Origin of the sequence: Rhizobium sp. NFACC06-2, from assembly GCF_900101425.1 — a bacterium.
Taxonomy (GTDB): Bacteria; Pseudomonadota; Alphaproteobacteria; order Rhizobiales; family Rhizobiaceae; genus Agrobacterium; species Agrobacterium leguminum.
On sequence record NZ_FMVA01000027.1, the window covers coordinates 11,809 to 24,827 of the forward strand.

Sequence of the window (13,019 nt, forward strand, 5' to 3'; positions counted from 1 at the left end):
GATGATCGCAACCAAATTCAAGCGGGCATCCTGGTGGCTTGTGCTCGCCGTACAGTTTGCGACCGTCGCTGCGCCGCTGGCCGTGCTGCCGTTCCTGTCCCTGCACCTCCAGCGACTATCGGGGGCAGGGAGCAAAGATATTGCACTCTGGGCCGCGGCGATCGCAGCCGCCCCCGCGGTCGGTGCAATTTTGTCTACGCCCGTCTGGGCGCACTTCGCCTCCTCCTATCCCCTCGGCAGACTGATGGGTCTTTCATGCCTGATGAATGCGCTCAGCGCTTTCCTCCAGGCGCAGGCAGATACTGTGGTGCTTTTTGCGCTAGGCCGCGGCATCCAGGGACTGACCGGGATCGGCGTCCTTCTGCTTCTCGCGGTTGAGCATAACCGTACGACCGGCCGAAAAGGCTATTCGGGTTTGCAGCAGGCATTGGCTGCAGGCTGTATAGCCGGACCCCTGCTCGGAGGATGGGCATTTGAGCATGATGCGCTTCAGGGTCTTTTGATGGGGTTTGGCATATTGCTTGTCGCCCTTGGCATTTTATGCGGACGTGCGTTCCATGATGCAGAACTTGTCGAGGATGACACGCGCTCCCCTGCTCTTAACGGGCTGCTGCCACCAATTGCCAGCCGTACGCTTGTCCTTTCCGGTCTTCTTGGAACCGCCGGCGCTTTCGGCTTCATGCCATTTTTTGCAGATTGGGCGCTGGAGCGGGAAAGCGCGGTTCTGACCGCAAGCCTGGTCGGTTTGCTTCATGCCGGAAGCTGGGCAGCGGCAATTGTCGTGCTTCCGCTGTGGGGACGCTGGATTGATGCGGGCCGGGAAAGAGCGGTCATGCGCCTGTCCACCGCGGGCTCCCTGGTTGCGCTTCTCTCATTGCTTGCGGGATCGACTATTGTTTCGATCTCGCTGTCGCGGATCGTTCACGGAGCCTTCAACGCGGGCCTGGCTCCGTCGCTCTTTTCTTCTCTTGGACGCTCCAGGCATCGCGTCCTCAATCTCGCGGCGGGGCGCGCCGCCATTACTCTCGGCCAGGTCATCGGTCCGGCGATCTGCGGGCTCGCCGTATTTGCGGCCGGGAACGACGGCGCATTGCTCGCTGCCGCTCTGCTTACTCTTCTCGCATCAATTCTTCTCTACCTACAGCCGGAGGCTAGACGCCATGACATTGAATGACATGACGATCAGACTTGCAATGCACCGTGAGCGCAACAGGCTTCTCAACACGTGGTTACGGGAGTTTCGGCCCGACCTTCTCCAGACGATCCGCGCCGGGTACGAGGTCGAAATCGCCGCTGGCGATGTGGTGATCACCGCGAAATGCGAACATTTCTCGCCGGCTGGTTTTCATCGCTTCGGCGAGCGGGTTACCGTCAACGACCAGAGCGGATTTCGAGTGATTGAAGACGCCTCGGAGCTCGCTGCCATTCTTTTGAAGACGCAGCGAGGCGCATCGAGCGCAGACATCGAAGATATCCTTAATCGGATCGGCCGCTCGTCGTTGGCAAGCCGCGAGTACGCGATCTTTCTGTCGACCGCAAAGGCGGGCATCTCTGCGGTCGCACTGGAGCAATCGCTTTGGTTTGGCCATCCGTTTCATCCGCTTGCGAAAAGCCTAGGTGGTTTCACGAAAGCCGACACGGAAAAATATGCGCCTGAACGCGCGACCCGTTTCCAGCTTCGCTGGCTGCTAGTGAAGCGTCATCATGTTGCGGAATTCGAAAATGACCGCCAGCGCCTCGCTCCCATGGATTTACGCCTGCGGGCTGCCTCGGGCCTGTCGGCAAGCGACGTTCGCGACGATATCCTCTTTCCATGTCATCCCTGGCAGGCAGCGCGCCTGGAGGAAAACCCCGACTTTGCAGACCGGATACGATCAGGAGAAATCAGGATCACGCAAGCCACGGGCAATGCGGCCGTTCCGACCTCTTCAGTGCGTACCGTTTGGTTTTCGGAACAAAATCTCTTCGTCAAACTGCCAATCGAGGCACGGATTACGAACTTTCCTCGCGTAAATACCGATGAGCAAATCGCTCGCAGCGTGGCAGGCGCACGGGCGATCGCAGTCGTCGGGCCAGCCGTTGAACGGGCGGGATTAACCGTGCTGGACGAGCCGGTCGGGCGTATCGTGCAGAGCCGCAACGCCGGAGGCGGTTTCCGGTATCATCCCGAGACGGGATATTTGCTGAGGGACGCTGATTTCGGCGAAGGCCCGCTCCCACTGGTTGTTGCCGGCCTCCTGGAAACCAACCCGGCCAACGGCAAGCCAAATCTGGCGGAAGTCAGCGGACATTACCTACAGGACCGCGAAAGCACTCATCGCTGGCTGGCGGCGTATATGCGGATATCGCTCATCCCGTTGCTGCGCCTTTTCAACGATACCGGCATCGCGCTGGAGGCGCACAGCCAAAACAGTCTTGTGCGCTTCGTGGATGGTTGGCCAGACCACCTCTTCATCCGCGATCTGGAGGGTATCGCGGTCGATCGGAGTGCGTTCGAACGCCGCTTCAGCGGTGAAGACGCTGCGTTTTTGGATCATGCCCTCTTTTATGACCGCAAGACGGCCTGGAAACGGCTCCTTTACTACGTGGTCGTCAACCATTTTTCCCACGTCGTCGCAACGGCAGCCGAGGTTTCCGGCATTGACGAAAGCGATCTATGGGGCAAGGCGAGGCAGGTTCTGGAAGAGGTTTCCGACTTGGCGGCCGTCAGCGAACTTCTGGCGAGCAGCAAGCTCCCTGCGAAAGCCAACCTTTTGAGTTGCCTCGGTGGACACGCCGATACGCCGAGTTACGTCCCTGTACCCAATCCCTTGCTGACCGGGAAGACCACGGCACCTTCCGATATCCGTCACACTACATTTGAGGAGGCGACCCCATGACGATCCAGTTCCAGGCGAAAACAGCACAAATCTCCGCCCACGCCTTACCGGATGCCCTGCATGCTGCGGGGAGCCGGGTCGTGTCGCAGACGCTGAGCGCCTTTCTCACCGAAGGCCTCTTGCCGGATGCCGCGATTTTAGTCGCTCCCGCAACCGGCGAGACAGGGGAAGTATCGATACAGGCCTCCGACGGGTTGATCGTCTATCGCGCTCTTGTCAGGAGAACCATCGCCTATGACCGATGGCTGGTGGAGGACGGCAGTGTCTGGCGGCTGAAATCGCAAGACGGCACCCGCTGCGACGATCCTCTGCTGCTTCTGGATGACCTGTTGCCTCTCGTCGTCGGCGACGCTTCGACCCACGAACGCTTCCGGGACGAAATCCGCAGGACATTTCTCAACCACACCGAAGCGTTAATTGCCAGTCGGCGTGGGGGAGGGGCGCTCGCCTCGCAAAGTTATGACGCAGCAGAGGCCAATCTTACCGATGGCCATCGCTACCATCCCAGCTTCAAATCCCGAACAGGTTTTTCACCCAGGGAAAACAGAACCTACGGTCCGGAATTTGCCAACGCTATCAAGCCGGTCTGGCTGGGCGTGCACAGGGACTTTTGCGCCAGCTCCTCCATTGCCGTGCCTGGAAACCAGGACCGACTTTTGCTCGCTTCCGCGGATGCACCCGTGCTCGATGAGGATTTTCACATCCTGCCGGTTCATCCATGGCAATGGGAACGGGTGATCGAAGCTGCAACGATTGTCGAACGTGCCAATGACCGGATCGTCTTTCTTGGAGAAGCACGGCACGACTATCTGGCTCAGCAGTCGATCCGGACCCTCGCCGATCAGACTTTGCCGGGGGCTTCCTCCCTCAAGCTTGCGCTTTCCATTCGCAATACCTCGACGGCGCGTACGCTGGCCGCCCACACCGTCCTTAATGCTCCGATCATCAGCGCCTGGCTGGAAGATGTTTTGCGCGGTGATCCATATCTTGATGCTTCGGGCATGATTCTTCTGCTGGAGCGCATGGGGACGACGGTGACCGCGCCGCTCGTGCTGGACAAGGGCGGAGATCTTCGCGGCGGTATGGCGGCGATCTGGCGGGATCCGGTGCATAAATATCTTCGCGTGGAAACCGAATCGGCATCGCCCTTTTCGATGCTGACCCATCTCGACGTTGACGGCCGCCCCTCCATCAAGCCCTGGATCGACGCCTTTGGCGTGGAGAACTGGACACGTAAATTGTTGCGTGTTTCGGCAGTCCCCGTTGTGCATCTGCTGACCGCCCATGGCATCGCCTTGGAAAGCCACCAGCAGAACATGCTCCTGGTTCATCGAAACGGCTGGCCCGTGAGAGTTGCGCTCAAGGACTTCCATGATGGTGTTCGCTTCATACCGGAACGACTGCGTGCCCGAGCGCCGGCCCTGGTTGCGACGCCAGCCGAACATGCCATGGTCAATCCAAATTCGTATGTCGAGGCAAAAGATCCGAGGGACGTGCGTGACTTCATGTTCGATGCGCTCTTCGGAGTCAATCTCGCCGAGCTGGCATTCTTTCTCGAAAGACACTTCGAATTTAACGAACGCGCGTTCTGGCGCATGGCTGCCGGTGTCATCCATGAACATCTTCAAAATAACGAATCGGCAGGCAAAGGTGCAGTTTCGTTTGGCCTGTTTGACGATGAAGTCCTTGTAGAAGATCTGGCGCGGCGCCGGCTCGATACCGGACAAGTCCCCGCCCGACGCGTTCCGAACCCACTGATCCATGCTGGTGCAAGCGGTGAGGAAGCACGATGATGACCGGGCGAACAAGGTTGCGCAATCTCCTGGATAACGGCAAAGCCGCGGGCGGGTTGTTCCTGTCGGTCCCCGCACCGACCATCGTTGACGTGGCTGCTGTCGCTGGATTTGATTTTGTCCTCATCGATCTCGAACATACACTGATCGACGGGCGAGAGCTTGAATTCCTGCTGGCAGCAGCGGACCGATCGGGTGTCAGCGCGTTGGTACGCGTTCCGGATGCGCGCTCGGATCGCATCTTGCAGGTTCTTGATGCCGGGGCGGCTGGGATCGTGGTGCCACGATGCTCCAGCGTAGAAGACGCCCGGTCGGCGGTGGCACGTGCACGCTACGCGCCCCTAGGCTCGCGTGGTCTGAACGCTGGTCGTCTGGGCCGGTTTGGCGACTGTGACCTTGTTGAGTTTATCAACAAGCTGGATCGCGAGACCTTGATCATCGCGATGATCGAGGACCTGTCGGGTCTGGACACCGTGGACGATATCGCGCGGATTGAAGGCATCGACGCAATCCTTCTCGGGGCTGCTGACTATTCTCAATCCATCGGCCTTCCGTGGCAGACAACCGCTCCGGAAGTCATTGACGCCGAGGCAAAGGTGGCCGGCGCGGTGAAAGCCGCAGGCAAGCACTTCTTCGTCATTCCTCGCCGTGATGAGGACGTGGAGCGCCAAATCACACAGGGTGCGCTCGGTATTATCGCAGCCAACGATCGCGGAATTTTGCGCCATGCATTGACACGGTCCGATCGGAGTTGGCGCAGCAAGTGCCCCTCACAAATTTAAATTTCCAAGGAGAACGTATCGTGACGTATTTCAACCCTTCGCTCCAGCTTGTCGAGTCGTTGGTCAGGCAGGACCTTCCCGTCTGCGCCTATATCCACGATCTGGACGGGCTGGCGAGGCACGCCCGCGACATCGTGTCGATCCTGCCAGCTCAGAGCGAGTTCTTTTACGCCATCAAGGCGAATAGCGATCCGGCGGTACTTTTAACGCTGGCACCCATCGTCGCCGGCTTCGAAGTCGCTTCGGCAGGCGAAATCCGCAAAGTGCGGCAAACCGTCGGTCCGAAGGTCCGGATCATCATGGGCGGGCCGGGGCGAACTGAAACTGATTTTATTGCCGCAATCGATCATGGAGTCGAGCGGGTCCATATCGAGAGTCTTCATCTCCTCCATCTGGCGGACATGGTGGCGGCCCGGGCCGGCATAAGGCTTCCAATTCTGTTGAGAATCAACATGGCCGGCCCCGTTCCGGGCGCCACGATTACGATGGGAGGGCAGCCGACGCAATTCGGCATCGACGAGGCGCAGGTTGATGAGGCGCTTCAGCTCGTCAAGTCATGCCGGCACCTGCGCTTCGATGGCTTCCATCTCCACACCATTTCCAACAATCTGGATGCCGATGCTCATGCTATCTTCTGCAAGGAGGCGTTATTGAGGGCGCGCGATTGGGCGATGCGAAATGGGCTTGAGGTGCGCGTCATCAATCTCGGCGGCGGCTGGGGAGTGGATTATGCCGATCTTGACCGAAGATTCGACTTCCGCCACCTGACTGAACAGCTCGCTGGCAGCATCCCTGCGGATAACACCGTGCTGCAGTTCGAATGCGGGCGCATCGTCGTCGCCTATTGCACCGTCTACGTTGCCGAGGTCATAGATGTGAAGACGACCCACGGTGAAACTTTTGCGTTGCTGCGGGGCGGTTCGCATCATTTCAGGCTCCCCTCGGCCTGGCAGCATCGCCACCCGTATAAAATCCTCAACGGTCGCGTCTGGCGACGGTCATGGCCGCGTCCCACGACCGGGAAAGCAGTCGTGACGTTTACCGGTGAACTGTGCACGCCGAAGGACGTCTTGCTGCGAAACGAAGAGGTTCACGACCTTGGCGTCGGCGATATCGTCTGCTTTCTGGCCGCAGGTGCCTATGGTTGGGACATTTCCCACCATGACTTCCTGAGCAATGCTCATCCGGAAAGGATATTCCTGAAAGAGTCTGTCTCCAACGGTGACGAAAGGCTGATTGCATGACCTATTCAGAGTTGCTGCTGGTGCCGCCATCGACCCTTTCTCCCCATGAGGAAATCATTCCAGATCGCGTCGCCGAAGTGACCGATCTTCTGATCCGGGATCAAAGCTGGACCAGCCCGATCTGCATTGAGCGCACAAGCCGATGCATCATGGACGGGCACCATCGTCACGCCGCAGCGTTACGTCTCGGACTGACGCTCGTGCCGGTCGTCACGTTCGACTATGAGAACGTGCGGCTGGGAAGCTGGCGGCCCGACATGTCATTCGAACCCGACGAGATCGTCGAGCGCGCCCGGCGCGGCATTCTGTTTCCGCACAAATCGACGCGCCATGTGTTTCCACCGGTTCGTGTCGTGCCGGTTCCGTTGCATCAGCTCGTCATGCCCGGCGTAGAACGAGCAATATAAAGGGAGCTCCAATGATGGCCGTCATCAAGCCGATGGGTATCTCGACCGGCGCAAACAGGGTCCGTCCGAGACAATCGGCGATGATCATCAATATGGCGCCGATGAGAGCGCTGGCGGCCATCAGGTCGCGATATCGCCCCGGACCAAGGAGGCGAGCGGCATGTGGCGCCATTAACCCAACGAACGATACGGGGCCGAAGACAGCGGCAACCGTGCTGGCGCACAATGCCCCGGCCAGGAGGTGGGCCCATTCCGCCGCCCGAAAATTCAGCCCGAGAGTTGATGCTTTCGGGCGGCCCAGTGCCATTATGTCCGTAAGCGAAAAGAGCAGATAGGAAACAGGCACGATACAAATCAGTGCGCCGGCAAGAACCGTCAGGTCAGTTTTGCCAATGCCATAAGTTGATCCGGCGAGCCAGGTCGCGGCCTGACTTGCCTGAAAACCAGCCATGATGACCAATGCGGTTGAAGCGGAGGCCGCAAATGCCGCCAGCCCAAGACCGATAAGCGCCATCGCCGACGGGGCGAGATTTCGCCGAAGCCCGAGACTGGCAACAAAAACCGTGGCGGCAAGACCGCCAGCGACAGCGCCTGCCTGAACGCCGGGAAAGCCAAGTTCGGGAAAAAAAAGCAGTACGGCGACAGCGGCAAGGCCGGATGTTTGTGTGATGCCGATCAGTTCGGGACTTGCGAGCGGATTGCGAACGACCCCCTGAAGAAGGAGGCCCGAAAGCCCGAGAAGCGCGCCACCCAATGCCGCGCCGGCAACGCGCAATGTACGGAGTTCCAGGATGCTCTGCAGGTCTGCGGAGGGGACCCCGGCGAGGAAGGTCAGGGCGCTCCACGGCGAGATGAAGCGATTGCCGCTGACAAGCCCCGCAATGCCCGCAAGGAGGAGCAGGACGACAAACAAGGCCGGATGGGATAATCCGCGCAGGGCAGGCGCTGCCTGGTATCTGCCGGAAAATTCCGATGTGGTGCGATTTTCCTGTGCATGGCGCCATGCCAGCAAGATGAGAACCGGCGCCCCGACGAGCGCGATCGGTACCCCGACCGGTAATTCGATTGTGCTGGCCGACAGGTTCAGTACGAGAAGATCGGCCCCGACTGTCAACGCTATCCCGAAGATCGCGGCTGCAGGTAGCAAAAGGAGGTGTTTGGATATTCCCGCAAGGCGTAGCAGGTTGGGCGCGACCAGCCCCACAAATACGACCGGTCCGGCGAGCGTGACGGCGAGCGCGGACAACCAGACGCCGAGAGCAAGCGCTATTCCGCGTATCAGAAGCAGGTTCTGCCCGAGCATCCTCGCCGTATCATCGCCGAGGCTAAGAATATCGAATTGTCTCGCAAGCATTAGCGCCACCAGAAATACCGGACAGAAACCGACCAGAGCGCTGATTGCTGCCTGCCAATCCGTTTGAATGAGGCTTCCTCCGCCCCAAAGATGAAGGCTTGCGCCAGCCGTTTCGTTCAAAAGTGAGATCGCCGCTGCTATCGCTCCCGCCATCAGCGATACCGCCATCCCCGACAAGGCAATTCTGACCGGCCCGGAACTGGCCCCGGAAACCGTCCAGGTGAGCCCGCCTGCCAGAACCCCACCCACGGTAGCCGCCACGGCGTGTGGGACGAGGAGGGCGAGGGCGGGCACAACAGTAACAAGTGCAACGAACAGCTGTGCACCCGCCGTCACACCAAGAATACCCGGCGATGCCAGCGGATTGCGTGTGGCTACTTGAAAGAGCGTTCCGGCCACCGCGAGACACGCGCCGGTCAAAATGGCCGCCAGCGTCCGAGGAAGCCGAAGATAGTGCAGCATCATACCGGCTGGATCATCGGCCGACGCCGATAAAATGCTGCGGAGGATGGTCGATATCGACGCTTCGATGCCGACCGAAGCGTGGAGATATACAAGCACCAGCGCGATTGACGCGCAGGTTGCGATCACAACTGCGGGCGTTACAAATAGCCACTTATTATTTGAGGAAGCGATCATCCCTGCGTGAGCGTTTCCGCCACTTTCGCGGAAAATGCCTCGGCCGCCTGGATGCCGCCGAAAGGCCAAACCACGTCGGTCAGGCCAAAAAATCTGCCGGCCCGCACAAATGGCATGCTTTGCCAGAGCGGGTTTCTCTCAAGCCTCGTATGGCTGTTATCCGCACCGATTGCGACGCCCAGAAACGTGACGTCACCAAGAGCCAGCAACCGCTCTGGACCGACTGTCGTGAAGCCAAAACCTTCCGACGGGCCGTTCCAAGTGTTTTGAAGTCCCAGTCGCTCCAGCAAGCGGACGGGAAGCGAGTTCGAGGTGAAAAGACGAATATTGTTAACCCCGGACGGAAATTGGGCAAATATGATCCGCCGCGACAGGTCAGGGACCGATGCGAGCCGTCCGGCCCCCTTGGCGAGGAACTCGTCAAGACCGCGGACCGCATCGTCTGCGGTATCGCGGCGTCCAACTTTTTCGGCAAGCAACCGTAGTTCGTCAATCATAAGGGAGAGCTGGTCGCCATTCTCCTTGCCGGTCCGGGTATAGTCGTAAAGCACAGTTTGGGCGATCTTTGAAAGTTGCTGCTGGATGCGCTCGTGTCGAAACTTGACGCCCAGGATAAGATCGGGTTTCGCCGCGATGATTGCCTCAAGAGACGGCTCCTGCCGGCGTCCCATATCCGCCGTCCCGATTGCCGCCAATTCCCGCGCGTCGGATGAAGTCTGCCCAAGATACTCCGCAAGATCGGCGATACCAACGAGAGGCAATCCGAGCGAACGGGCATGATCGGCATAACGCCATTCAAGGGCGACGACACGCGGCAGCGCCGTTTTTGCGATCAGTCGTCCGGGGCGGAAGGCCGTTGCGCAGGCGGCGCAGGAAAGAGTGAAAATAAATTTGCGTCGATTGAGGGCGATCATGTCGTTTCTCTTGGATGATTGGGACCCCAGCCCCGCGACGGAACGAGAAGTGGCGCTCCGTCGACAGGGTGAGCAAGCCGCAGCATGTCGATGCCGAAAACACCACGTATGAACTCGGGCGTCAGGATGCGCTCGGGCGACCCCGTTGCGACACAGCGCCCGTTCGAAAGAACGATGACCTCGTCGCTATAGGCCGCTGCCTCGTTCAGATCGTGCAGAACCCAGCAGACGGTTAACTGCCGCTCAATCTGAAGCTTGCGAACAAGCTCCAGTATCTGAATCTGATAACGAAGATCCAGGTAGGTTGTCGGCTCATCGAGCATCAGGATCTGCGTCTCTTGCGCAAGCGCCATGGCGATCAGCGAACGCTGGCGCTCGCCTCCCGAAAGCGCTCCTATCGGCCGGCTGGAAAGATCAGTGAGATCGGTGACTACCAGAGCCTCCTCAATGACCTCCCTGTCTCGCTTGGTCTCGGGCCGCCATATGGCACGATGTGGGTGCCTCCCGCAGGCGACGAGATCGCGGACAGATAGCGCTGCGGGCGGCTGCATATCCTGTGGAAGAAACGCCAGCCACCGCGCGAAGTCGCGGCGACTGAAGGACGTAACATCGCGCCCCGAAAGGGTAACTTGCCCGGTCGTGGGTCGCTCCAGGCGCACCAGAAGTCTCATCAGGGAACTCTTGCCGGAGCCGTTTGGACCGACCAGAGCCGTGATTTTCCCTCCAGGTATCTCGCAGACGACATCATTGAGAATGGTGCGCCCGCCGGCGACGAACGAAAGCCCGGAGCCGACCAAAGACGCGCCCGAGGAACATTCAGCTGTGCTGACCTGATAAGATGCAGCTACCATTCAACCTCATATGCGATTTTGAACGTTGTACCCGGCGATTTGATATGGCTTGTGTTGTTCGAATTCCTCAACAGCTGCGCATAGACGTTGTAGTAATCTTCATTAAAGATGTTGTCGATGCCGAGACTGAGCTTGCCACGCTCGAGCTTGAAATCGCTTGCAAGATTGAAAATCGCAAAGTCCTCCACCTTCGCGCCCCCAAATGCCACGCGGTCGTTGAAAGCGTCGTCGCGAGATCCGCTGTAGACGCCGTCGAGACGCAACGACCACCAATCTGTCGGCATGTACTCGACATAACCCGTAACCTTGATCGGCGGAATGCGGAAACCGTCCAGAGCGATCTCGCGCCCGGTCGCGGTCGTTCGTTCACCATGCGTGTAGGTAAACGTTCCCCCGGCCGACCACTGGTCGTTGAAGCGGTAACTGGCCGCCAGTTCGATGCCCTTGATTTCTTCGGGATCCCGGTCCTGGATAAGAATGAAGTTTTCCGTGCGCAGGGCGCCCAGCTCAGACTTGCTCAGGAAGGCTGCAGCACTGCCGGTGAAATCTCCGACCGACGCCCGAATGCCGACTTCGTAGTTGTCGTAGCTGAGGGGACGGATGTTGCTGCCCGTGAGATTGAAACCGCGCGGGGCCTGGCGAAGCTGCAGGCCGATGTCTGAGAGATCGTAGGACTGGGAAAAATCGGCAAACAAACTTATACCGTCGATGAACTCGTAATTCACGCCGATGTTGTAGAGCGCGCTGGAAAAATCGAGGCTGCCGCCTGCAATCGGATCGCCAATGATCGTCGTGAAATTGTCTACGGAGAAATGGGCCCATTGTTGTCGCACACCGCCACGCACCGTGATGCGATCTGTCGGTTTGACCTCAAGCTGGGCAAATAGCGAATACTGGTCGAGATCGAAAGGCGGTGTCCAGAGCGTCGTTCGTGTGCGATTGAAGACGGTTCCCCTGCTGCTGTCGAAAGCCGTACCGTCAAAAAGATCGGCCGGGCCGACGGAGTTTTCCAGTTGCGCATCCATTCCCCACATCAGATTGACGGGAACTTCGTCACTGAGAGGAATGGGCGTGTTGAAAACAACGCTTCCGCCGTAAATGTCACTTTCGAAATAGGATTGGATGATCGCCGCGCGATTGCGAATGGCGCGTGCGTCGGAAGGATAGAATCGCGATTCCGCTCTGCGGGCGAAGGCCTGGGCATCCAGTGTTCCTCCCAGAATATCCTCGTGTCTGTAGTCGATGGTTCCCTGGATATTGAACAGTCCGCCCTGTTCGTCGAGTGACAATCCTTTCACTGCGCGGGCAGGAACGGTACCGGGTGGCAAGCCTGCAACGGTCGTATCGGCCGCATAATCGCTATCCTGCCTGATTTTCTTGACGATCAGCGAAGCGCCAAGGCTCTGATCATCGAAATGATGGCGCACCCGCCCGAAAAAGCTGCCGGAGACAGTATCGAAAAGATCACCCTGGCTGGGCTCAGGCGCTATGCGGTCACCCTTGGCGTCGAACAGCCCGCGGTTGAAGTCACCTGATGCCGAAAAAGCAAAGTCGGTGTCCCCCGCGCTTCCTTGCACAGATTGCGAAAAGCGCGCATTCGCCCCCTGGCCGCCGAAATTGGTGAGGCTGTTTCCGGTCTCCAGGCGTGATTTAAACCGTGTCTCGCCGCCGCCCTGGAGCGTCGTGATATAAATGATGCCGCCTGTCGCACCATTGCCGTAGAGAGCGGATCCTCCATGGACGACCTCGATCTTCTCGATGGCGGAAACGTCAACATTGAACAGATCGCGGGAGGTGTCACGGTTGAGTTTCTGGGGAACACCATCAATAACGACGAGGGCGCTGCGCCCGCGTAGACCTTGACCGTATGTGGTGAAGGCTCCGGTATACAGCGCCAGACCAGGGACTGCTTTACCCAGAAGATCCGGCAAGCTGTGCGACGTCGTGAGGAGTTTTTCGATATCCTCTTTTTCCAGAATCGTGACGTTGCGGGTCAGGCTCTCGGGAGCATTTCCAACACGATCGGCCTTGATCGTAATGGGCGCAAGGACTGTGTCGCCGCCGCTATCTTGCGCGAATGCCGAGAAAGTTGCGCTGCACAAGGCAAGTGTGGATACCGAAATTGAAAACAAAAAAGTCTTGGATAGCAATGATAA

At 58.9% G+C, this 13,019-nt stretch carries 10 protein-coding genes; 6 read left to right on the forward strand and 4 right to left on the reverse strand.

All coding sequences use genetic code 11. The features are described 5' to 3' along the window. Window position 1 precedes the first annotated feature (1 nt). The 6 genes from F3H58_RS26100 to F3H58_RS26125 are packed head-to-tail and all read left to right on the forward strand — an operon-like array spanning window position 2 to window position 7,105. Window positions 2-1,174, forward strand: coding sequence for an MFS transporter (locus F3H58_RS26100; protein WP_149744319.1), 1,173 nt, complete (start codon window positions 2-4; stop codon window positions 1,172-1,174). Next, entirely contained in the window at window positions 1,161-2,879 is a 1,719-nt protein-coding gene (locus F3H58_RS26105) for an IucA/IucC family protein (RefSeq protein WP_149744320.1), read from the forward strand. The genes F3H58_RS26100 and F3H58_RS26105 overlap by 14 nt, the downstream gene beginning before the upstream one ends. Then, window positions 2,876-4,672 carry an IucA/IucC family protein gene (locus tag F3H58_RS26110; RefSeq protein ID WP_149744321.1) on the forward strand — a complete coding sequence of 599 codons (1,797 nt, stop codon included), beginning with the start codon at window positions 2,876-2,878 and terminating at the stop codon, window positions 4,670-4,672. Before F3H58_RS26105 ends, F3H58_RS26110 begins: the two co-directional genes overlap by 4 nt. Continuing rightward, window positions 4,672-5,454 carry an HpcH/HpaI aldolase family protein gene (locus F3H58_RS26115; RefSeq protein ID WP_149744322.1) on the forward strand — a complete coding sequence of 261 codons (783 nt, stop codon included), beginning with the start codon at window positions 4,672-4,674 and terminating at the stop codon, window positions 5,452-5,454. Before F3H58_RS26110 ends, F3H58_RS26115 begins: the two co-directional genes overlap by 1 nt. A 20-nt stretch (window positions 5,455-5,474) precedes the next feature. Further along, window positions 5,475-6,698 (forward strand): type III PLP-dependent enzyme, encoded by a 1,224-nt coding sequence (locus tag F3H58_RS26120; protein WP_149744323.1) that lies wholly within the window; start codon window positions 5,475-5,477, stop codon window positions 6,696-6,698. Beyond that, window positions 6,695-7,105: a ParB N-terminal domain-containing protein gene (locus tag F3H58_RS26125; RefSeq protein WP_149744324.1), complete on the forward strand. Its 411-nt coding sequence runs from the start codon at window positions 6,695-6,697 to the stop codon at window positions 7,103-7,105. Before F3H58_RS26120 ends, F3H58_RS26125 begins: the two co-directional genes overlap by 4 nt. Here F3H58_RS26125 and F3H58_RS26130 read toward each other — a convergent pair. Genes F3H58_RS26130 through F3H58_RS26145 form a run of 4 tightly spaced genes read right to left on the reverse strand, consistent with a single transcriptional unit; the run spans window position 7,077 to window position 13,013 of the window. Then, window positions 7,077-9,098, reverse strand: coding sequence for an iron ABC transporter permease (locus tag F3H58_RS26130; protein ID WP_149744325.1), 2,022 nt, complete (start codon window positions 9,096-9,098; stop codon window positions 7,077-7,079). The two genes, F3H58_RS26125 and F3H58_RS26130, sit on opposite strands and share 29 nt — an antisense overlap. Then, window positions 9,095-10,012, reverse strand: coding sequence for an ABC transporter substrate-binding protein (locus tag F3H58_RS26135; RefSeq protein ID WP_149744326.1), 918 nt, complete (start codon window positions 10,010-10,012; stop codon window positions 9,095-9,097). The genes F3H58_RS26130 and F3H58_RS26135 overlap by 4 nt, the downstream gene beginning before the upstream one ends. Next, window positions 10,009-10,863 (reverse strand): ABC transporter ATP-binding protein, encoded by an 855-nt coding sequence (locus F3H58_RS26140; RefSeq protein WP_149744327.1) that lies wholly within the window; start codon window positions 10,861-10,863, stop codon window positions 10,009-10,011. The genes F3H58_RS26135 and F3H58_RS26140 overlap by 4 nt, the downstream gene beginning before the upstream one ends. After that, window positions 10,857-13,013, reverse strand: coding sequence for a TonB-dependent receptor (locus F3H58_RS26145; protein WP_188129083.1), 2,157 nt, complete (start codon window positions 13,011-13,013; stop codon window positions 10,857-10,859). The genes F3H58_RS26140 and F3H58_RS26145 overlap by 7 nt, the downstream gene beginning before the upstream one ends. Window positions 13,014-13,019: the final 6 nt, after the last annotated feature.

Bases quoted from the DNA above. Each gene is read 5' to 3' on its own strand.
- F3H58_RS26100 (WP_149744319.1), top strand. From the start codon at position 2: ATGATCGCAACCAAATTCAAGCGGGCATCCTGGTGGCTTGTGCTCGCC.
- F3H58_RS26105 (WP_149744320.1), top strand. From the start codon at position 1,161: ATGACATTGAATGACATGACGATCAGACTTGCAATGCACCGTGAGCGC.
- F3H58_RS26110 (WP_149744321.1), top strand. From the start codon at position 2,876: ATGACGATCCAGTTCCAGGCGAAAACAGCACAAATCTCCGCCCACGCC.
- F3H58_RS26115 (WP_149744322.1), top strand. From the start codon at position 4,672: ATGACCGGGCGAACAAGGTTGCGCAATCTCCTGGATAACGGCAAAGCC.
- F3H58_RS26125 (WP_149744324.1), top strand. From the start codon at position 6,695: ATGACCTATTCAGAGTTGCTGCTGGTGCCGCCATCGACCCTTTCTCCC.
- F3H58_RS26130 (WP_149744325.1), bottom strand. From the start codon at position 9,098: ATGATCGCTTCCTCAAATAATAAGTGGCTATTTGTAACGCCCGCAGTT.
- F3H58_RS26135 (WP_149744326.1), bottom strand. From the start codon at position 10,012: ATGATCGCCCTCAATCGACGCAAATTTATTTTCACTCTTTCCTGCGCC.
- F3H58_RS26140 (WP_149744327.1), bottom strand. From the start codon at position 10,863: ATGGTAGCTGCATCTTATCAGGTCAGCACAGCTGAATGTTCCTCGGGC.